This is a genomic window from Thermococcus marinus, from assembly GCF_055389025.1.
In genome coordinates this window covers 1,645,873-1,663,752 of record NZ_AP042417.1, presented here as the reverse complement: position 1 = coordinate 1,663,752, position 17,880 = coordinate 1,645,873, and the positions used below count along the sequence as shown (strand labels likewise).

At 54.2% G+C, this 17,880-nt stretch carries 23 protein-coding genes; 11 read left to right on the top strand and 12 right to left on the bottom strand.

Annotated elements, in window-relative coordinates:
• Nucleotides 1-15: 15 nt before the first annotated feature.
• From ACZ5ER_RS09215 to ACZ5ER_RS09205, 3 genes are all read right to left on the bottom strand, one after another.
• Nucleotides 16-258, bottom strand: a complete 243-nt coding sequence (locus ACZ5ER_RS09215) for a hypothetical protein (protein ID WP_050003643.1) — start codon at nucleotides 256-258, stop codon at nucleotides 16-18.
• Between the two features lie 57 nt (nucleotides 259-315).
• The gene (locus ACZ5ER_RS09210; RefSeq protein WP_464935181.1) at nucleotides 316-927 is read right to left on the bottom strand and encodes a NifB/NifX family molybdenum-iron cluster-binding protein; all 612 of its coding nucleotides are present in this window, start codon (nucleotides 925-927) and stop codon (nucleotides 316-318) included.
• A gap of 88 nt (nucleotides 928-1,015) precedes the next feature.
• Nucleotides 1,016-1,969: a radical SAM protein gene (locus ACZ5ER_RS09205; protein WP_464934271.1), complete on the bottom strand. Its 954-nt coding sequence runs from the start codon at nucleotides 1,967-1,969 to the stop codon at nucleotides 1,016-1,018.
• Nucleotides 1,970-2,048: 79 nt separating this feature from the next.
• On the opposite strand from ACZ5ER_RS09205, the gene ACZ5ER_RS09200 reads away from it, so the two are divergent.
• The 6 genes from ACZ5ER_RS09200 to ACZ5ER_RS09175 all read left to right on the top strand — a co-directional run bounded on the left by ACZ5ER_RS09200 (nucleotide 2,049) and on the right by ACZ5ER_RS09175 (nucleotide 7,685).
• Nucleotides 2,049-2,693 (top strand): class I SAM-dependent methyltransferase, encoded by a 645-nt coding sequence (locus ACZ5ER_RS09200; protein ID WP_464934270.1) that lies wholly within the window; start codon nucleotides 2,049-2,051, stop codon nucleotides 2,691-2,693.
• A gap of 159 nt (nucleotides 2,694-2,852) precedes the next feature.
• Nucleotides 2,853-4,466 carry an ABC transporter substrate-binding protein gene (locus tag ACZ5ER_RS09195; protein ID WP_050003639.1) on the top strand — a complete coding sequence of 538 codons (1,614 nt, stop codon included), beginning with the start codon at nucleotides 2,853-2,855 and terminating at the stop codon, nucleotides 4,464-4,466.
• Nucleotides 4,463-5,404: a FecCD family ABC transporter permease gene (locus ACZ5ER_RS09190; protein WP_464934269.1), complete on the top strand. Its 942-nt coding sequence runs from the start codon at nucleotides 4,463-4,465 to the stop codon at nucleotides 5,402-5,404. The genes ACZ5ER_RS09195 and ACZ5ER_RS09190 overlap by 4 nt, the downstream gene beginning before the upstream one ends.
• Complete coding sequence (locus ACZ5ER_RS09185) at nucleotides 5,391-6,215, top strand: ABC transporter ATP-binding protein (RefSeq protein ID WP_050003637.1); 825 nt, start codon at nucleotides 5,391-5,393, stop codon at nucleotides 6,213-6,215. Before ACZ5ER_RS09190 ends, ACZ5ER_RS09185 begins: the two co-directional genes overlap by 14 nt.
• A complete protein-coding gene (locus ACZ5ER_RS09180; protein WP_464934268.1) occupies nucleotides 6,212-6,940 on the top strand; it encodes a hypothetical protein in 729 nt (242 codons plus the stop codon). The genes ACZ5ER_RS09185 and ACZ5ER_RS09180 overlap by 4 nt, the downstream gene beginning before the upstream one ends.
• A gap of 4 nt (nucleotides 6,941-6,944) precedes the next feature.
• On the top strand, nucleotides 6,945-7,685 hold the full coding sequence (locus ACZ5ER_RS09175; protein ID WP_464934267.1) for a Rossmann-like domain-containing protein: 741 nt from the start codon (nucleotides 6,945-6,947) through the stop codon (nucleotides 7,683-7,685).
• A 31-nt stretch (nucleotides 7,686-7,716) separates the two neighbouring features.
• Here the strand turns inward: ACZ5ER_RS09175 and tsaA are convergent, their stop codons facing one another.
• From tsaA to ACZ5ER_RS09145, 6 genes are all read right to left on the bottom strand, one after another.
• Entirely contained in the window at nucleotides 7,717-8,208 is a 492-nt protein-coding gene (gene tsaA, locus ACZ5ER_RS09170; protein WP_050003634.1) for a tRNA (N6-threonylcarbamoyladenosine(37)-N6)-methyltransferase TrmO, read from the bottom strand.
• Nucleotides 8,209-8,421: 213 nt separating this feature from the next.
• On the bottom strand, nucleotides 8,422-8,955 hold the full coding sequence (locus ACZ5ER_RS09165) for a DUF2250 domain-containing protein (protein WP_050003633.1): 534 nt from the start codon (nucleotides 8,953-8,955) through the stop codon (nucleotides 8,422-8,424).
• Nucleotides 8,956-9,053: 98 nt separating this feature from the next.
• Nucleotides 9,054-10,316, bottom strand: a complete 1,263-nt coding sequence (locus ACZ5ER_RS09160; protein ID WP_464935180.1) for an RNA-guided endonuclease InsQ/TnpB family protein — start codon at nucleotides 10,314-10,316, stop codon at nucleotides 9,054-9,056.
• Nucleotides 10,317-10,351: 35 nt separating this feature from the next.
• Nucleotides 10,352-10,786 (bottom strand): IS200/IS605 family transposase, encoded by a 435-nt coding sequence (gene tnpA, locus ACZ5ER_RS09155; protein WP_464934266.1) that lies wholly within the window; start codon nucleotides 10,784-10,786, stop codon nucleotides 10,352-10,354.
• Between the two features lie 93 nt (nucleotides 10,787-10,879).
• A complete protein-coding gene (locus tag ACZ5ER_RS09150; RefSeq protein ID WP_265100826.1) occupies nucleotides 10,880-11,014 on the bottom strand; it encodes a hypothetical protein in 135 nt (44 codons plus the stop codon).
• Between the two features lie 3 nt (nucleotides 11,015-11,017).
• Nucleotides 11,018-11,425, bottom strand: a complete 408-nt coding sequence (locus tag ACZ5ER_RS09145; protein WP_464935178.1) for a NifB/NifX family molybdenum-iron cluster-binding protein — start codon at nucleotides 11,423-11,425, stop codon at nucleotides 11,018-11,020.
• 73 nt (nucleotides 11,426-11,498) lie between these two features.
• Here ACZ5ER_RS09145 and ACZ5ER_RS09140 point away from each other — a divergent pair, with 73 nt between their 5' ends.
• The 4 genes from ACZ5ER_RS09140 to ACZ5ER_RS09125 all read left to right on the top strand — a co-directional run bounded on the left by ACZ5ER_RS09140 (nucleotide 11,499) and on the right by ACZ5ER_RS09125 (nucleotide 14,163).
• Entirely contained in the window at nucleotides 11,499-12,368 is an 870-nt protein-coding gene (locus tag ACZ5ER_RS09140) for a P-loop NTPase (RefSeq protein ID WP_050003630.1), read from the top strand.
• Nucleotides 12,368-13,258 carry a nucleotide-binding protein gene (locus ACZ5ER_RS09135; protein WP_050003629.1) on the top strand — a complete coding sequence of 297 codons (891 nt, stop codon included), beginning with the start codon at nucleotides 12,368-12,370 and terminating at the stop codon, nucleotides 13,256-13,258. Before ACZ5ER_RS09140 ends, ACZ5ER_RS09135 begins: the two co-directional genes overlap by 1 nt.
• A gap of 62 nt (nucleotides 13,259-13,320) precedes the next feature.
• Complete coding sequence (pfdA, locus tag ACZ5ER_RS09130; protein WP_050003628.1) at nucleotides 13,321-13,743, top strand: prefoldin subunit alpha; 423 nt, start codon at nucleotides 13,321-13,323, stop codon at nucleotides 13,741-13,743.
• A gap of 84 nt (nucleotides 13,744-13,827) precedes the next feature.
• Nucleotides 13,828-14,163: a PRC-barrel domain-containing protein gene (locus tag ACZ5ER_RS09125; RefSeq protein ID WP_050003627.1), complete on the top strand. Its 336-nt coding sequence runs from the start codon at nucleotides 13,828-13,830 to the stop codon at nucleotides 14,161-14,163.
• Here the strand turns inward: ACZ5ER_RS09125 and ACZ5ER_RS09120 are convergent.
• From ACZ5ER_RS09120 to acs, 3 genes are read right to left on the bottom strand one after another with little or no spacing between them, the layout of a single operon-like run.
• Nucleotides 14,160-14,867 carry a metallophosphoesterase family protein gene (locus tag ACZ5ER_RS09120; protein ID WP_464935177.1) on the bottom strand — a complete coding sequence of 236 codons (708 nt, stop codon included), beginning with the start codon at nucleotides 14,865-14,867 and terminating at the stop codon, nucleotides 14,160-14,162. The genes ACZ5ER_RS09125 and ACZ5ER_RS09120 overlap by 4 nt on opposite strands.
• A 32-nt stretch (nucleotides 14,868-14,899) precedes the next feature.
• Nucleotides 14,900-15,502: a hypothetical protein gene (locus ACZ5ER_RS09115; RefSeq protein ID WP_464934265.1), complete on the bottom strand. Its 603-nt coding sequence runs from the start codon at nucleotides 15,500-15,502 to the stop codon at nucleotides 14,900-14,902.
• Between the two features lie 60 nt (nucleotides 15,503-15,562).
• On the bottom strand, nucleotides 15,563-16,954 hold the full coding sequence (acs, locus tag ACZ5ER_RS09110; RefSeq protein WP_050003624.1) for an acetate--CoA ligase alpha subunit: 1,392 nt from the start codon (nucleotides 16,952-16,954) through the stop codon (nucleotides 15,563-15,565).
• A 437-nt stretch (nucleotides 16,955-17,391) separates the two neighbouring features.
• Between acs and ACZ5ER_RS09105 the strand changes: the two genes are divergently transcribed.
• Nucleotides 17,392-17,853: a phosphate-starvation-inducible PsiE family protein gene (locus ACZ5ER_RS09105; protein WP_464934264.1), complete on the top strand. Its 462-nt coding sequence runs from the start codon at nucleotides 17,392-17,394 to the stop codon at nucleotides 17,851-17,853.
• Nucleotides 17,854-17,880 lie beyond the last annotated feature (27 nt).

Here is a 17,880-nt window from a genome sequence, read left to right as displayed (position 1 = left end):
AAAGTTTGCATAAGCTCAAAACAGCCGTCCCCATCCCCAGAAGCGGCGCCCCAGGAAAGACCTGAGGAGCAGGAGTATTGCCAGCCCCAGGGCGTATGGAAGCGCCACGAGGAAGAGCTTGAACAGGAAGTACAGGATTCCAAGCAGGAGTAACAGGTCAATTATACCGTAAGCACTGCCAAAGGGGCTGAATGGGTAGAATCCGTATCTCCCCCTGCCGTAGCCCCTTCCCATTCCTCTTCCCATACCTCTTGGCATTTTCCTTTCCTCCGTGCGGTCTCAAAGCTTGCGCTCATAAGAGAAAAAGAAAAGGCTTCACCACCAGCCGTAGAGCCAGCGGAGAGCCCTTCTGCTGGGCTGGCCTGTCCAGGGGCAGTAACCGAGCCTTGCACCCCAGCCTCTGCCACCTCTGCCCCATCCACGGCCCCATCCGCGGCCTCTTCCCCAGCCGCGGCCCCAGCCTCTACCCCAACCGGGGCCGAAGCCGTAGGCTGGGTAAGCTGGGTACGCGGGTGTTGCTGGGTATGGCCCGTAGGCGGGGGCCGGTGCCGTCGGTGTTGCCGGGACAGGTGCCGCTGGAGCCGTGAACTGGCCGGCGCTTCCGCTGACCACTGCCTTTATGGCCTCCTCTACCGGGGTTCCCGGGGCGACCTGGTAGAGCTTTATTCCGGCCGCCTGGATTGCGCCGAGGGCGTTCGGGCCGACCTGCGGTGCGATTATCGCCTCGACGCCCTCGTTGATGAGGGTCTGGACGGCCATTGGACCGGCCCCTCCGCCGGCCATGGCGGCACCATTCTGGATGACCTTTTCACTGATGATGTTTCCGTTCTCGTCAACGTCCGCTATGTAGAACGCCGTAGCGCGGGCAAAGACAGGAGCAACTGTGTCGTTCCTCCCTCCACCGTTGGTTGGTATCGCGATCCTCATATCCACCACCTCACTTCTTCTCTATTATTTTGTGCATATGCACAGCATTTAAAGTTTTCGGTTGCCCTAACATTTGGAGGCCGATGTCTCACCGTGTTTCTCTGCTCTTCAACCGCCTCATGTAAAACTTCTTCCCTTCATATTCCAGCTCTATGAGCTTGTTTTCCCGAATCAGCTTTTCGATGATGCTCCAGTCGGCGTTCGCCTTCCGCAGGAACTCTCTCACGGCGTCTTCCCTCATGGGATGGACGGCGGTGATGCTGAGTAAATCCTCCTCCACGTTTCCGGTGAATGTGAACGCATTTCCCTCGTAGCCTATGAGGTACTCCACGCGGTCTTCGCCGAGAGCTTTGCTGAAGGCCTGAAATGCCCTGTTAATGACTTCCTCTCTCGCGGGTCTCACCCATGGCTCGGCCGGGGGTCTTGTGGGAACGGCTATGTAGGCCGTGTCCGGCTTTAGCTCCTTTAAAAATTCTGCTATCCGCTCGAACTCATCTCCGTAGTCCACGTTGTCTATTAACATGGTTTCAGTCACGAGCTTTCCTTTGAACTCCTCCCTGAACTCAAGCATCCCCTCAAGGATTCTCTCCAGGCTTAGGCTCTTGTGGGGCCTGTCAATTTTTCTCCAGGGGGCCTCGCTGACGGCGTCCACCTTCAGCGAGACAAAGTCCAGCTTTAGGAGGTCTTCCCTCACGTCCTCACGCCAGATTAAGGAAGCGTTTGTGAGGGTGGCGAGTTTTATCCCGAGCCTTCTGAGAAGGTCTATCTCCCTTCCAAGGTTGGCATCGAGCGTTGGCTCCCCGTCGGGGACGAAGGTTATGTAATCGATTTTCTCCCCCCGTTCCAGGGCTTCGTTGACTTTCTCGGAGACTTCCCTGAATATCAGCTTCGGGTCGTAGAAGGCCCTCCTCTCGATTTCCATCCTCAAAGTTCTCCCTATCTGGCAGTAAACGCAGGCATAGGTGCAGACCTTATCGGGAATGTTGTTTACTCCAAGGCTCTTCCCAAGCCTCCTTGAGGGAACTGGGCCGAATGCTATCATACCATCACCGGGATTAGGTTGGCCTAAAAGCGTATAAGGTTTTTGAGCCCATTCTCCCATATGTCGGGGGGTGTACGGGATGCCAAAAACGGAACCCTTTGAGAAGTTCACGGAGAGGTATGAGGCCTGGTTTGAGAGGCACGGATACGCTTACCTCTCCGAGCTTGAGGCTGTTAGGAAGCTTCTGCCGAAAGAAGGAAATGGGGCGGAGATTGGCGTTGGAACCGGCCGCTTCGCGGAACCGCTCGGGATAAAGCTCGGCGTCGAGCCTTCGAAGGCCATGGCGGAGATAGCCAGAAGGAGGGGCATAGAAGTCATCGAGGGGGTTGCCGAAAGCCTTCCTTTCTCCGATGAAAGCCTCGACTACCTCCTAATGGTTACTACAATATGCTTCGTTGACGACCCTGAAAAGGCTTTACGCGAGGCCTACCGCGTTCTGAAACCTGGTGGAGCGCTCATAATAGGCTTTGTTGACAGGAACAGTCCGATAGGGCAGGAATACGAGCGAAACAAAGAGAAAAGCGTTTTCTACCGCGAGGCGAGGTTCTTCTCCACGGAGGAACTTCTGGAACTGCTCAAGAAGGTCGGCTTCAGGAAATTCGAGATAGTCCAGACTCTCTTCCACAGGCTCGACGAAATTAAAGAAGTTGAGCCCGTCAAGCCGGGCTACGGTGAGGGGAGCTTTGTGGTGATAAAGGCCGTGAAGGAGTATTCATCTGATTAAACTTTAGATTAGGCAGGTAAGAATCCCCCGCACCATCTTTTTTGTGCTTTGGCGTGGACATTGAGGTCTCTTTAGTAAATAACACCATTTAACGTAAACTCTTTTGTTTGCCTAAAATGTTAAATATTCCGCGTATGTGGACTCGTCGGAGGGATTCAGATGAGGAAAGTTGCTTCCCTGTTCATAATCTCGGTTCTAATATTGAGTGTACTCTCGGGAGGGTGTATAAGCTCGGAGACTTCAACATCTAAAACTTCGAATACTTCCTATACCACGGCTTCCGTATCGCTCTCAGCCTCCTCAAAGGAGGTAGTTTTGACCCTCGTTGGTCCCGATGGAACCAAAAAGTCGTTGACGTTCGAGAACCTCAGGGAGTTCCCACAGGTTGCCGGAAGGGGTGGGCTGAGAACGAAGAAGGGCTCAATAAAGAACGTCGGTGTCTACAAAGGAGTAGCTCTCGTTGACCTTCTCAAAAAGTTCGGCTGGCTCTCAGAGGGCCATAACTACATCATAAAGGCGGCTGACGGTTATACCCTGACGGTTGACTACGATTTCCTTCTGGGTAAGGGCGTACCGCTTTATGATGAAGCGGGAAATCCGACCAACGGCTCCATGGTCCCAATCCTGGCCTATGAGTTTAATGGAACACCGATAGAGTTCGCGCTGGACGGGAAAACTTACACACTCAAGCTGGCTCTGGTCGGTAACGAGACGCTCATCACCCCTGGAAACCGCTGGGTCAAGGCCGTCGTTGAGATTGACGTCGTTAGGAAGTCTTCCTCCGGGGAAACGGAAGGGGACGCAGGCTACGTCATCGTCAAGGACTTCCGGAACCGAACGGTTAAGGTCAAGCAACCTGTGAACAGGATGGTCTCGCTCTACGGTCTGGCCACCCAGATGGTCTACTTCCTGGGCGTCGAGGACGGGAAGAAAATCGTTGGGAGCACCCCTCTGGCGATAAACGACCAGTTTATAGCCCTGATAGACCCGGACGTCAAGAGCAGGATGGTATTCGTTGGCAGTCCAAAGAGCGCCAATATCGAGACTGTAAAGGGGCTCAACCCGGACGTCGTTCTGACCGCATACTGGGGCGACGAGAATATAAACAAGGCCCTTGAAGGGCTCGGCATTCCGGTAATAGCACTCAACCTTGAGACTATGGACTCATACCTTAAGAGCCTCGAAATCGTAGGAGATGTTCTCGGAAAGGAGGAAAAAGCCAAGGAAGCCGTCTCCTACTACAGGGAGGCCGTTGCCTTTGTAACCAACAGAACCTCAAAGGCAAGCGGGAGGCCAAGGGTTCTCCTAATTCAATATAGCATGAAGGACAAGGCTTTCAAAGCGCCCGGAAAGGAGTACTTCCAGAACAGAATGATAGAGATGGCCGGTGGGGACAGCGTCTCAAAAGACCTGCCGGGAGGATGGAACACCATCAACGTTGAGCAGGTCGCGAAGTGGAACCCGGACGTTATAATAGTCGTGAGCTACTCCCCCAAGAAGCCGGCCCCAGAAATCAAGAGGGAACTCCTGAGCGACCCCGCCTGGAGCCAGATAAAGGCAGTGAAAGAAGGCAAAGTCTATGCCATGCCCAACGACGGCGAGAGCTGGGATTACCCCGCCCCCAAATGGGTTCTGGGCCTCTACTGGCTCGCCAAGGTTCTCCACCCGGAGCTTTTCAGCGACCTCGACGTCAAGGCAAAGGCTGACGAGTTCTATGAAAGATGGTACGGGATAAATCCTAGCGATGTAAATATAGTAGGTGATATGCCGTGAAAAAAGCGGTTTGGCTTTTCCTTTTGGTTTTCCTTGTTTCACCTTTCGTCGGCAGGTTATACTTCTCGCCGTTTACCCTGAGCCCGCTTGATAGGACGATACTGCTTGAGATCCGCCTGCCAAGGATTCTGGCCTCGGCCCTCGTCGGCGCCTGCCTCTCCCTCGCCGGATTGACGTTTCAGAACGTCTTCCGAAATCCCCTCGCGGGCCCGAACCTCTTGGGGGTCACAAGCGGTTCCGCTTTTGGGGCAGTCATCGCGATACTCCTGGCCCAAAGCCCCTACGCAATCCAGCTCTCCGCGTTTGTCTTTGGCCTAATCGCCGTCGTCATCGTGTGGAAGCTGTCGAGGTTCATAGGAGATGGCCTTTTGAGCCTAATCCTCGCCGGGATAGCCGTTTCCGCCTTCTTCTCCGCCCTCGTCGGCTTCGCTAAGTACCTGGCGGACCCGTATGATAAGCTCCCGACGATAGTCTTCTGGCTCCTCGGGAGCTTTGCCGGCCTCCGCTGGGAGAGCATAAAGTTGATGCTCGCCCCGATTGTCGTCAGCATAACCGGCGTACTGCTCCTCCGCTGGCCTCTCAACGTTATGAGCCTGAGCGAGGAGGAGGCAAAGTCCCTGGGCTTAAACGTCCGGTTTTACCGGGCCCTTTTTATAGCGCTCTCAGCCCTCGGAATCTCGGCTTCAACGGCCATGGCGGGAATGATAGGCTGGGTCGGGCTGGTGAGCCCCCACATAGCGAGGCTCCTTGTTGGGCATGATAACAGGGTTCTCGTTCCCACATCGGCCCTCGTGGGGGCATCACTTCTTCTCCTCTGCGACGACATTGCGAGGAGTGTTGCGACCTTTGAGCTTCCTCTAGGTGTTGTGACGTCGCTCATCGGCGCGCCGGTGCTCGTGCTCATACTCGCGAGGAGGCGGTGGCATGTTAAGGGTTGAGGGACTGAGCGTCTCCTATGGTGGAAAGGACGTCTTGAAGGGGGTTTCCCTTGAGCTCAAATCTGGGGTGGGTTGCCTTCTTGGGCCGAACGGTGCCGGAAAGAGCACGCTGATGAAGTGCATCGCCGGAATCCTGCGGCCACGGGGGAGGGTGATACTCGACGATACTGACCTGCTTGAGCTGCCCGAGCGGGAGCGCGCGAGACTGGTCTCATACTCGCCCCAGGAGTTCTCCGTGAACTTCCCCTATACCGTCTTTGAGGTCGTTCTGATGGGCAGAAACCCCTACGTGAGCCCTGTGACCGGTCCAACAACGGAGGACGAGAAGAAGGCGCTTGAGGCACTGAAGGCCCTCGGAATTGAGAATCTCGCCGAGAGACCCTTCATCGAGCTAAGCGGCGGCCAGAAGAGGCTCGCGATGATAGCCAGGTCAATTGCCCAGGATGGAAGGCTGTTCCTCTTCGACGAGCCGACTTCCTTCCTGGACTTCAGGAACCAGTACCTTGTTCTCTCGGCCATAAGGGAGCTTGGAAGGAAGAAGCTCGTTCTGATTTCCCTCCACGACCCGAATCAAGCCTTTGCATTCTGCGACGTGGTCTTTCTCCTGAAGGACGGTTCTCTAATGGCCTCAGGTGACCCCAAGATTGTGATGACATCCGAAAACCTCTCAGAACTGTATGGGCTCCCTGTTGCAGTTGGCGGAGTTGGGGACAGGATTGTAGTCTTTCCCAAGGTAAATAGGAGCGTTTTGCGGAAAACGGAATTATTAACGAGAAGTGTTATTAAGGACCGGTCGGAGGCACGGTTATGAGACGGTTTGTTCCCCTGCTCCTCGCGGTCATCGCCTGCGCCTGCCTCTCTTTCCAGCACGGTGCGGAGAATGCGGGAGTGCAGACCATCTACGTAATCGGTGATGGCGTCAGGGCCTACACGGTTGCTAATCTGGAGAAGATGCCCATGAAGGAACTCAAGATACCGGACTTCGCCCTCGGGCGCTCCGTGGGCTGGAAAGGTGTTCCCCTCGGTGAGCTCGGCTCCGGAAGAGTTGTGAACGTCATCAACAGGGATGGGGAAATAGTCAGTATACCCGGCAACGCGAGCGCCGTACTCGCCCTCTACCGCGATGGGGAGCCCTTCAACGGTTCGCCGCGGCTCGTCATGCCTCTGAACTATGGGTGCAAATGTCACTGGCTTCCGAACGTAACTGTGCTTGAGTTTGTGAAGGGCGCCTCACTCCACATCTACGGCGACGTTGAGAACGAGCTCTGGCTCACGGGCAGAACCCTTGGGCTCTATCACTCGCCGGAGGCAGTTGCCAACGGGAACATCTCAAGCGTTCCGCTCTCGTGGGCCATAAGGCTTGCGAATCCCTGGCCTGAGGCTAAGAAGGCCTACCTTGTCTTTGAGAACGAGACAGCCGAGTATTCGCTGGATAAGCTCCTCTCTGGAAGTTTTACGCTCCGTTTCAACGGCACAGCTTTTGAAATCCCTGAACTCGGGATAGATGGCCTCGTGGAGATTAGAGTTGGGGGGTGATTGAATGCTACTTGGGAAAATAAAGAAAAAAGCCTTGGAACTTACTGATGGGCTTGAGCTGGTTGACTTCGGCTTTGCCCTCCCTTACACGTGGGTTCTTGTTGAAGGCGAGAAGGGAAAGGCACTCGGCGTGGCAATGACCCTGCCAGAAGAGGTTCAGCGCTACACGAACTCAATAAGTGAGCCCTCGCTTGAGGCCTTCATCAAAAAAGCCGACAGCCTCAACGTCATCGAGCGCACGTTGGGCCTTGCGGCAATAAACGCGGTCTCGCAGTACCACATAGACCTCAGCGGCGCGGAGTGGGTCGATGTGCTTGAGATCCTCCCGGAAGATGCCGGAAATGTCGCACTGGTCGGCAACATGCCCCCGCTGGCCAAGGCCCTGCGCGAGAGGGGCTATGAGTTATACGTCTTCGAGCGGAATCCTAAGCTCTGGGATAAAGATACTTACAGCGACGCCCTTGAGTACTACCTGCTCCCGGAGATGGACGCGGTCATAGCGAGTGCAACCTGCCTTGTCAACGGAACTATTGATATGCTCATTGACAGGGCAAAGAGGGCGAAGCTCTTCGTCCTGACCGGGCCGACCGGACAGCTTCTGCCAGAGTTCCTCAAGGGCACGCGCGTTACTCATCTCGCGGCCATGAAGGTGGTCAACTTTCAAAAGGCCCTGCTCGGCCTGAAGCTCGGCTCATTCAGGGGCTTCGAGAGGGGGAACAGGAAGTACGTGGTTGAGGTGCCATGATTTGTGTTGTTGGCAATTCAGTGAAACTCCTTTATCCCTCTTCCTTTACGAACCTGCCGTCGTCTCTGGTCTCCGAGAGCTTGTGAACGTTTCTCTCCAGCCAGCCCGTTCTCTCGACGGTTCTGATGTCAAACTCCGGCACGTATGGCTTTATGTCGAGCAGAGGCGTCCCGTCAACGATGTCAACGTCCTCGATGTGGAGCACGTTTCCCTCAACACTGATGAGCCTCACTATCGAGAGGCCTATTGGGTTTGGCCTGCTCGGTGCGCGGGTGGCGAAGACTCCATGCTCCTCATCGTCCATGTACGGCCTGACGAGGAGCTTTCCGGGCTTCGCGAGGTGGAGGTGGTATATCAGTATGATGTGCGAGAACCCTTCGATGTCCTTCAATCCCGGCGAGTACTCCGGGAAGAGCTCCACGGTTCCTCTAACTCCTCTGGCGGCAGAGGGCTGTATTGGAACGCCCTTTGGCTCCTTGAAGGGGCTGTGGATGACCCCGATAATGCGGTACGTTACTTCCATCACTTTCCTTCCCCGGTGTGTGTTCGACAGGAGAAGTTTAAAACCCTTCTAGTGATGCTTTGTTGTGGAGAAATAAGAGGAACCTCTTAATAGGTTGCCCATATATCTGAATTCATAGCTCCTCTCCCTGCTCAGACAATGGGACAAATGCCTACATTCGGGAAAATATCCTGAGAGATTCGTGGAATTGAAGGCGGAGAGCATCATCAAACTCTAACCACGAAGAAACTCCCACAATCGCCTGAAGAACTCCGTTTTTCTCCCTTTCTCAGTTACGAAGCGGAGGATCTTCAGCCCTTCGAGGGTCTCACCGTCAATACTCACCCTTCTACCCGCTTCGTTTAGGTCTTTGCTTTCGGCGAGCGCTTGGATGGCCTTCCACCCGTTTGGGAAGAGGCCGTCGAAATATCGCTTAAGCCACCTCTCATCAATCGAACGGACGAAGAGCTCACCTTCGCGGGAGAGGCGGTAGTAGGTGTGGTGCTTGTGGACCTCGAAGGCCTTTTTGAAGCGCGCCCTGCTCCTCTTTATCGCGCTCCCCGAATCGCGCTCAATCAGTCTGAGCTCAAGAAGGTCGTTTATAGCGTCTTCTATAAGCTCAAGGGGCAAACCGCCCATCTTAGCCATCATCTTGGCGTAGTCCACCCCGGCTTTCTTCAGGTGGGTCAGAACGTAGAGATGAACGGGCAGGAGTTCAAAGCCCCGGTAGGAACCTGGGCGTCCTTTTTGCGTATTCTCCCCACTCATCGCCGAACATCTCCTCAAGGGCTTTCTCTTCCTCACCTATAAATTTCATTACGGCAATCCACTGACCTCCTTCCCGCCGTGAAGGGCGAGGGTTTGGCTTAACCCCTCGCCAGTGATGGGGAGGTTCGAGGGGTTCTCATTAGGGCAACCCTTGAAAAGGGTTCTTCGAACCCCTCGGGGAGGGCCTTCCCCCCGTTACCCCTCCTCTGAGCATAAAGCCTGCCCAGATTCGGGGTTATGGTCCTCACAACCTTCCTCAAAATGTTAAACGCTCCAACTAAGTCTGCATTAAAAACAAGCCCCGTTGCGGGACACTTAAATAACCCACGAACAAAACGAGCCCCCTCGTGAGGCTTCCCGCAAACGGGACAAACCTTAGACGTGAAAGCCTCATTAACAACCACAACACGAATACCATACTCTTCCGCAACTTCAATCAGGCGTTTAATAACGTAATTAAACCTCCAAACGTGAGAGCGGAGGAAGTTCTGCCTTTTACCCTTGTCAGAATTCCGAGCTATGCCCTTTGGATAACCAACGACGATTCTATTAACTCCCAACTCGTAGAGCTTCCTAACCGTTCCTCTTACGGCAGTGTTGATGTAGTGTTTAGCCTGAAGCTTAGCCTTTTCGTGCATTCTCCTGAGTTTTCTACTCGTCTTGGCTCCCGATTTATTGAGTTTTGACTGGTAGTCAGCAATCTTCTTCCTCCAGTAGAAGTCAATGCTTTTAGGCGGTCTTCCATTGACCAGAAAGCTTTCTCCATTCTCGACATAGACGGCCATGAGATTGTTCACTCCCAAGTCTATGCCCGCCGAGAGGCTTCCCTTTGGAGTTCTTGGAACTCTTACCCATTTTTCGTCTTCGAGTTTTTCCTCGACTGTAAAGCTCACGTGAGCATACCATTTTCTCCTAACGGGGTCGTAAGTGATTTCTAACCGCCCCTGCTTGCCCTTCAGGTGAATTCTTCCCTTAAACTGGACTTCGAGGCGTTTAAACTTGCCAAGACCCTTGAGGATTAGTTTGTTCCCTTCAATCTTGTACTGGTCGTTTCTCAGGACGATTAAGGGTTTTCTCTGCCAGCCTTCTTTGAGATAGTTTGGTGGTTTGGGCTTAAGCCAAGAGGGAAGTTCACCATTCCGCTTTTTTCGGAGGAGGGAGAAGAAACTCCGCCAAGCTTCGGCGTTTTTCCTCGCTATTTGCTGGACGGTTGCTGAACCGATTTCCCGTTTAAACTCCCCATAAACGGTTTTCTCGGTTCTGTTAAAGTCCACGATTTGGTCTTTGAAGTATTGTTGTCGCCTCAAGTAGTTTACTCTGTTCCAGACTTTTGCTCCAGTATCGGCTAACTGATGGAGGATTTTCGCTTGTTCTTTTGAGGGGTGGAGTTTTAACGTTACTGTCCTTTTCGTTTTAACTCACGCTCCCATTGGGTTTCAACATAGTGCTTAACAATCTCGTTGGTTACATAACCAACGGAGGCTACAAAGTAGGAGCGTGACCATAAGCGACCGTTGGTCGTTTTTGCCCTCAATTCGGGGAATTCTTGGAGGAGTTTTCTGGCGGTTTTACCTTTTAAGTGGTTAATTATTTTGGCTGGTGAAAGGTTTGGCTTTGCCCTGAGAAAAACGTGCACGTGGTCGGGCATTACTTCGATGGCGATAACCTCACAATTAATTTCCTCGGCATACTCCTTGAGCATTTGTTTGAGCCTCTCGGCAACTTTTCCGACGAGAATGTCTCTCCTGTATTTTGGAATCCATACAAAGTGATAGGCTAAGTAGTGTTTTGCGTGTCTCGTTCTTGAAAGTATTGGTATTTCTGGCTTCATTGTGAACCCCTTAATGTATGGTATGCATTATGGCTTAAATACTTTTTGCTTTCTTGTTTGATTGCTCGTTGGGTCGTTTATTGCATCCCAGCCCTAAAGGGCGAGGCTTGCAAAAGAAAAATGCAACCTTGGATTCCAAACACCATAGAGTGAGTTCAGGTAGAACGCGAGGAGGGCATAAGGAAAGGCGAAAAGGAAGACCTTGGGCACTATCCCAAGGAACCTCATAACTCACTCCTCTATCGGCGGCTTCTCGGCCTTCTTAGCCTGCACCTGCTCCCACAGGTCGTCGAAGTTTTCAATGACCCTCTGGAGGGCGAGCTTTAAGTCCCTCGTCCTCGTGAAGAAGGCCACCTTGTTGGTCTTGTCCCTTATGCGCAGGAAGTTCGGCCCCATTCTGAATGCCGCCAAAACATCAACGTCGAGGAGCTGGCTCACAACGGCCTTGAACTTCCTAGGGTCACCATGACCTTCGTCGTGCTCCTCAAAGTCCTTGGCTTTGTTAGGTCTCTTTTCGAGGAGCTTTACACTCCCGTCCTCGCAGACTTCGTAGATTGCGAAGAACTCTGAATCACCGTAGTGCGCGTCTATCAGCCTCTCATCGTCTTCCATTCCGAACGCGACCTTAAGGCACCTCATGAGCATCACCGTTGTGAGCGTATGCACAAAGCTTAAAAGCTTTTAGGTTAGCCTAATTCTCGGAGGTGAGAGCTTGCAGATAGCCGTGAGCGGTGGGAAAGGAGGAACTGGAAAGTCAACGGTCGCAATTAACCTCGCGGTCGAGCTTGCGAGGCGCTTCAAGCTGGTTTTAGCTGATCTGGACGTGGAAGCACCAAACGACCACCTGCTTTTGGGTGTTGAGCTGGCCAGCGAGGAACCAGTCAACCAGTTCATGCCAAAGTTTGACTACTCCAAGTGCACCAAGTGCAGGAAGTGCGCCGAGGTCTGCGAGGAGCACGCGATAGTCACGCTGAGGGACGGGACACCGTTCCTAATGCCCAACCTCTGCTCTGGTTGCAGGGCCTGTGAGATAGTCTGTCCCGTTCCAGGGGCCATTCAGGAGGCCTTCCGTGTTGTCGGCCACACCTACGTAACCGAGACGCCCTACGGTTTCACCCTCGTCACCGGAAAGCTCAGGGAGGGTGAGGAGCGCTCGATGCCCCTCGTTGTCGAGGCCAAGAGGCGCGCGAGGAACCTGGACTACGACCTCTTGATGGTTGATACAGCTGCCGGAACCGGTAATACGGTCTCAAAGGCAATAGAAGGCTCAAAACTCCTTATCGCTGTTACCGAGCCGACCCCGCTTGGAATTCACGACACTGAGCTTATCCTCCAGCTCGGAAGACTGATGAACCTCAAGACGTGGGTCGTTGTCAACAGGGCAGACCTCGGAGACGTCGAGAAAGTCAGAGAGAGGGCCGAGAAGTACGGCGCAGAGATAGTTGCCGAAATCCCGTACAGCGAGAACATAGTGAAAAGCTACGTCTCTGGAAGGCCAGTGGTGCTGGAAGACGTCCCGGAGTCGAAAATCTTCCGCGAGCTGGCTGAGAAGGTTGCCGACTTCCTCGGGGGTGGTGAGTGATGCAGGTTGCGATTGCGAGCGGTAAGGGTGGCGTTGGAAAGAGCACGATTACTGCCTCGCTCCTCTACTTCCTGAAGGACAGGTATAAGCTCATAGCTGTTGATGCCGATGCAGAGGCACCGAACCTCGGTCTCCTCCTTGGTGTTGAGGAGTGGGAGGAAGAGCGCGAGCACATAGGTGCGAAGATTGCGAGGATAAACCCGGAGAGCTGCGTCCGCTGCGGCATCTGCTACGAGCGCTGTCCCTATGAGTGCATTTACATCGACGAGGACGGCAACTACGTCGTCAACGAGCTCACCTGCGAGGGTTGCAACGTCTGCGGCCTTGTCTGTCCCGTCCCAGGAACCATAACCCTGGAGGAGGCCCGTTCGGGAGTCATCAGGAAGGGAACCACGAAGTACGGCTTTCCGATTATTTCGGCCCAGCTCGACGTCGGCAGACCGGAGAGCGGGAAGCTCGTAACCGAAGAGAAGGAGTGGGCGAAGAAGCTGATGGACGAGCTTGGCCTTGAGCACATGATTGTTGATTCAGCGGCTGGAATCGGCTGTCAGGTAATAGCGAGCATAGGTGGGGCCGACCTGACGATACTGATTGCCGAGCCGACACCCGCTTCCCTCAGCGACGTCCAGCGCGCCTACAAGGTCGTCCAGCACTTCAGACAGCCGGCTTACCTCATTATCAACAAATCCGACCTGAACCCAGGCTTTACCGCGCTCAGGGAGTGGGCCGAAAGCGAGGGGATTCCAATACTGGGAGAGATACCCTACGACAGGGCGATTCCAAAGAGCATGTCAATGCTCAGGCCCGTGGTGGAGGCCTTCCCCGACAGCCCGGCGAGTAAGGCACTCAAGGAGATTGCCCAGAGAATTGCCGAGGAGATTCTCCGCTGATTCTTCCTCCTTTTTAGCCCAAACCTTAAAAGCTCATTTCCATAGTTTCTCCGGTGATAGCGATGGTCGAGAAGGAGATGGAAAAGCTTGCTTATGAGTATCAGCTCCTGCAGGCACAGGCACAGCTCCTTGCCCAGAACCTTGAGCTCCTTACCCTGGGAATGAACGAGTTCAAGGCCGTCAGGGAGACCCTTGAAGGGCTTAAAAAGACTGAGGGAGAAGCTGAGATTCTCGTTCCAATTGGCGCAGGTTCGTTCCTAAGGGGCAAAATAACAGACAAGGAAAACGCAATCGTCAGCGTTGGGGCGGGCTACGCTGTCGAGAAGAACCTCGACAGCGCCATCGAGTACCTGGACGAGCGCATCAAGGAGTACGAAGAGGCAATAGCAAGGACTCAGGATGCCCTGAAGAAAATTGAGGCACAGCTCGGAGAACTCGCGAGGAAGGCCCAGGAGCTCCAGGCCAAGCAGGGCACGAAGGTTTGACTCCCTCTTTTTATAGATTCCTTTGGAAAAGGTTTTATACGTTGGTCCCAAATGCCTACACGATTAACCCCAGAGGTGGCGAAGATGGTCAAGATAATGGCATCCAAGCTTAGGGATGTTGAGCTTATAACTGACACTGGAATAAGGCTCGGCTGGGTCTACGACTTCAGCTTCGATGAGGAGACCGGAGAAATCCTTGTTATCGTTGCCGAGCCGGACGAAGACCTTGACACTAGCGAGTTCGTGACCGACCACGAGGGACTTCTCCTGATTCCCGTCAGTGCCGTGAAGAGCATTGGAGAGGTCATAATAATTGACGCCAGCAAGCTCGCCGCCCGCTCCAAGCTCAAGCGCCTCCCGAAGCCCGCCCAGTCAAGGGCAAGGAGCGTCCTTAGCGGCGGCCTGAAGAAGAAAGACTAAAGGCCTTCATATAGCCTATCCGCCAGAAACCTCGGCAGTCCCGCGTCTATTATCTTTCTGGCCGCTTCTTCCACGTCATATTCAACCCTGTGAAATTCAACGTTGCCGGGCGGCTCTCTTTCCGTATCTATTATGGCATAGCTCGCCCTCCAGTCCCCGTCCCTCGGCTGGCCGACCGAGCCTGGGTTTATTATCCTTCTTCCTTCGACGACCTTCAGCATTGGCACGTGGGTGTGGCCGACCAGAAGGTCGTCCTGGCGGACGTAGCTCAGAACGGCCTTGAACTCCTCATCAGGGAGCCACGGGAAGAGGTATTCCTCCAGAGGAGCCCTTGGGGAGCCGTGAATGAGCAGGTAGCTCCGTCCGGTGTCGTCTGTGAAGAGCTGCCTCACAGGAAGTTGCCTTAGGAACTCAAGGTTTTCTACGGTCATGACCCTCTGGTGCCAGCGAACGGCCTGCCTCGCGTAGGGGTTGAAGCCCCACTCAGCACCGAAGGCTATCGCGTTGTCGTGGTTTCCGCGGACGCAGAGAAAAGTCCGCTTTTTCATCTGCTTCCTCACGAATTCCACGACTTCATTCGGAGAAGCGCCGTAGCCCACGAGGTCGCCCATACAGAGAACGGCATCAGCGTGCTTTATCTCATCCCAGACAGCTCCAAGCGCCTCAAGGTTAGAGTGAATGTCGGAGATGAGCGCTACGATCAATGCCACCACCGAAGGAAAATGGGAGAAGGGACTTAAAACTTCATCCCGTAGGCAAAGAGGGCGATGCCCGCGAGCATCAGGCCAAGCCCAAGGGGAAGCTGGTACTCTGGGGAACCGCTGGCCCGGCAGGCCTTTACAATCTCTTCGTAGTGTTCAGTGCAGTATTTGAACTCCTTGTAGGCTGCAGGGTCGTCGTAAACGGCCATTTCCCTTATCCTCGTCCCGTTCTCTACGAGTATTCCCCGGATGTTCCTCCTGTAGAGGGCGTCCCCCACTTGGAGGGTGCCGTTAATGTAGGTCGCCTCAATCTCTCTGAACTCCCTCCTCGGAAAAATCGTGAGCTTCCCGCTGACGTTGAACCCGGCCCTGCCGGAAACTTTCAGGTAGAACTCCTGCAGGGGGACGAAGTAATCGCTCAGAAAGACGAAATAGCCCCCGCTGGCATTGTAGGTGACGTTTGGAGGTGTGGCATCTGGAGGCCACACGAAAACATCCCCTGAGTTCGCCTTCAGCTCAAGGGCGGGAAACGTGAAAGGACAGGCAATTCCAGAGCAGTTCGGCCGGTCGTAAGTCGCGGCAAGGACGAAACCTATTGTGAAAAGAACGATTCCAAAAAGTTTCAGCCAGCGCTTCATTACAACCCTCTTTGAATTACGCTACGGAGGTATAAAAAGATTTTGGGAAAGAAGCGAAATTCACTTCTGCTTGGCCTTCCACCTGCTCCAGCGGTAGAGGGCGGCGAGAGCCTTTATAGCCCTCTCCGGCTCCGGGTAGGCCGGGATTCCTTCCTCGTTGAGCCTGTCGATGGCTTCCTTGGCCTCGATTCCACCAACGATGGCAACGACGAGCGGCTTCTTCCTTCCGCTGGCGTTGTACTCGCGGATGACTATGTCGGCAAGGTCACGCGGGTCAAGAACCGCGGTCTGGCAGTAGAGGACGGCTATGCTGTGCATCTCCGGGTGGGCAAGGGCGTCCCTGATGGCACCCTCATAGCCCTCGGCGCCGGCCATGCCGGTGAGGTCAACCGGGTTCTTGTAGCTTCCGAAGGGTGGCATGTGGTTGGCGAATATCTTGAGCTCTTCGAGGTTGTCGTAGAGGTGGAGTCCCTCTTCCTCGGCCGCGTCGGTGGCCATAACACCAATTCCACCGCCGTTGGTGATGATGACGACGTTCTCTCCCTCGGGCTCAGGTAGGTTGCTGAGGGTTCTCGCGTAGTCGAAGGCCTCACCGATGGTGTAGGCCCTTATTATGCCGGCCTGCTTGAAGGCGGCATCGTAGACCTTGTCGCTTCCGGCGAGGGAACCGGTGTGGGAAGCGGCGGCTTTAGCACCGCGCTCGCTCCTTCCGGCCTTGATGACGACTATTGGCTTGACCTTGCTGACCTCCCTGGCGGTCTCCATGAACTTTCTTCCGTCCTTGACACCCTCCATGTAGATGAGGATGGCCTTGGTGTTCTCGTCCTCCTTGAAGAACTCGAGGAGGTCGGCGTCGTCTATGTCGCTCTTGTTTCCAACGCTGACGACCGCTGAAAGACCGACCTTCTCTAGGATGGTCCAGCCCATGAGGGCAATTCCAAGGGCTCCGCTCTGGCTGATGAGGGCGAGCGGGCCGGGCATGACGTCGGTCGGGCCGAAGGTGGCGTTGAGCTTCTCCGGGGTGTAGACGACACCGAAGATGTTCGGGCCGAGAATCCTCATGCCGTACTTGTGGGCGGTCTCAACGAGCTGCTGCTCGATCTTCTTGCCCTCCTCGCCGAGCTCACCAAAGCCGGAGCTGATGATCGGGAGAACCTTAACGCCCTTCTTCCCGCACTCCTCGACGACCTGCGGGACGAACTTGGCCGGGACAACGATAACTGCCATGTCAACCTCGTCGGGAACGTCAAGAATGCTCTTGTAGACGGGGAAATTTCTTCCGCTTATCTCAATCTCGCCGCCCTTGACGTTGACGGCGTAAATCTTGCCCTCGTAGCCGTACTCCACGAGGTTCTTCATAATAGCGTATCCTATCTTGCCGGGCTTTCCGGAAGCGCCGATAACGGCGACGCTCTTGGGCCTGAAAAGTGCTTCAATCTTCGGGTCTGCCATCTTTATCACCTCTGATGACATTCACGCTTTTACGTCTCTGACCTCCTCCCCGCCCGTGGGCGGTTCGGTTTACGGGCAATCATTCCCTACTCCCGTCACCGGTTTCGGGTTCGCCCGAAGGCCCGGTCTTGGGCCCGTTACCCCTACCGGCAAAGCCGGATTGGGGTTATCACAGGGGAATCGCCACGGGAGTCCTAACTACTCACTTAGTTCTGAGTGGACACCTTTCCAGTGGGCGAAGTTTTCAAAAGAAAAGACATAAAAGCCAGTTAAAACCTTTCTCTTCTCTTTTTGCCGATGTTGGGCTCGACGGACGTTTAAAGACCGAAAGTTCCCAACCGATGTTTCAAAATTCTCGGTGAAGATTTCTTAGGCTTTCAAAGAACCCTTAGGATTGTCGAAAAGTTTTTAGCGATTTAAGTGACTCCTCTTGGGGTATGACTATGGTCAAGAGGCACCGTGACCCCGGCGTCATCGAGAGCCTCCTGCTCAAGTGGCTCAGCGTGCTTTTTGACATAGTTGTGATAGGCTTGGCGACGGTAACTATGGGCTACGTGGTTTATCTCATGGCCAACCTTATTACAGAAAGCATGCACGCCTTTGACGTCGAGGAAGTTCTTCACCAGATAGTCCTTATCATAATCTTCCTTGAAATATTTGAACTGCTCACCATGTACGTCACTGAACACCACGTCAGCATGCGGAACGTCGTCGAGCTCGGTGTCCTGGCAATGGTGAGGAAGATTATAATCACCCTCGACTACAACAAGCTCGGCTGGCAGACGCTCTTCGGTATTGCGGCGCTGATATTTGTTATGGGCTGGATCTACGTGCAGGAGAGGCAGAGGAGGACGAAGCACGAGGAGTTCCTCATCGAGAAGGGTCTCTACCGCCGATGAGGAGCCTTCCCCTCTCTGATGCGTGAT

Coding starts and splice junctions, on each gene's coding strand:
- ACZ5ER_RS09195 (WP_050003639.1), top strand. CDS start 2,853: ATGAGGAAAGTTGCTTCCCTGTTCATAATCTCGGTTCTAATATTGAGT.
- ACZ5ER_RS09115 (WP_464934265.1), bottom strand. CDS start 15,502: ATGAAGCGCTGGCTGAAACTTTTTGGAATCGTTCTTTTCACAATAGGT.
- ACZ5ER_RS09165 (WP_050003633.1), bottom strand. CDS start 8,955: ATGAGTGGGGAGAATACGCAAAAAGGACGCCCAGGTTCCTACCGGGGC.
- tnpA (WP_464934266.1), bottom strand. CDS start 10,786: ATGAAGCCAGAAATACCAATACTTTCAAGAACGAGACACGCAAAACAC.
- ACZ5ER_RS09205 (WP_464934271.1), bottom strand. CDS start 1,969: ATGATAGCATTCGGCCCAGTTCCCTCAAGGAGGCTTGGGAAGAGCCTT.
- ACZ5ER_RS09135 (WP_050003629.1), top strand. CDS start 12,368: ATGCAGGTTGCGATTGCGAGCGGTAAGGGTGGCGTTGGAAAGAGCACG.
- ACZ5ER_RS09200 (WP_464934270.1), top strand. CDS start 2,049: ATGCCAAAAACGGAACCCTTTGAGAAGTTCACGGAGAGGTATGAGGCC.
- ACZ5ER_RS09180 (WP_464934268.1), top strand. CDS start 6,212: ATGAGACGGTTTGTTCCCCTGCTCCTCGCGGTCATCGCCTGCGCCTGC.
- tsaA (WP_050003634.1), bottom strand. CDS start 8,208: ATGGAAGTAACGTACCGCATTATCGGGGTCATCCACAGCCCCTTCAAG.
- ACZ5ER_RS09125 (WP_050003627.1), top strand. CDS start 13,828: ATGGTCAAGATAATGGCATCCAAGCTTAGGGATGTTGAGCTTATAACT.
- ACZ5ER_RS09150 (WP_265100826.1), bottom strand. CDS start 11,014: ATGAGGTTCCTTGGGATAGTGCCCAAGGTCTTCCTTTTCGCCTTTCCT.
- ACZ5ER_RS09210 (WP_464935181.1), bottom strand. CDS start 927: ATGAGGATCGCGATACCAACCAACGGTGGAGGGAGGAACGACACAGTT.
- ACZ5ER_RS09185 (WP_050003637.1), top strand. CDS start 5,391: ATGTTAAGGGTTGAGGGACTGAGCGTCTCCTATGGTGGAAAGGACGTC.
- acs (WP_050003624.1), bottom strand. CDS start 16,954: ATGGCAGACCCGAAGATTGAAGCACTTTTCAGGCCCAAGAGCGTCGCC.
- pfdA (WP_050003628.1), top strand. CDS start 13,321: ATGGTCGAGAAGGAGATGGAAAAGCTTGCTTATGAGTATCAGCTCCTG.
- ACZ5ER_RS09105 (WP_464934264.1), top strand. CDS start 17,392: ATGACTATGGTCAAGAGGCACCGTGACCCCGGCGTCATCGAGAGCCTC.
- ACZ5ER_RS09215 (WP_050003643.1), bottom strand. CDS start 258: ATGCCAAGAGGTATGGGAAGAGGAATGGGAAGGGGCTACGGCAGGGGG.
- ACZ5ER_RS09145 (WP_464935178.1), bottom strand. CDS start 11,425: ATGAGGTGCCTTAAGGTCGCGTTCGGAATGGAAGACGATGAGAGGCTG.
- ACZ5ER_RS09175 (WP_464934267.1), top strand. CDS start 6,945: ATGCTACTTGGGAAAATAAAGAAAAAAGCCTTGGAACTTACTGATGGG.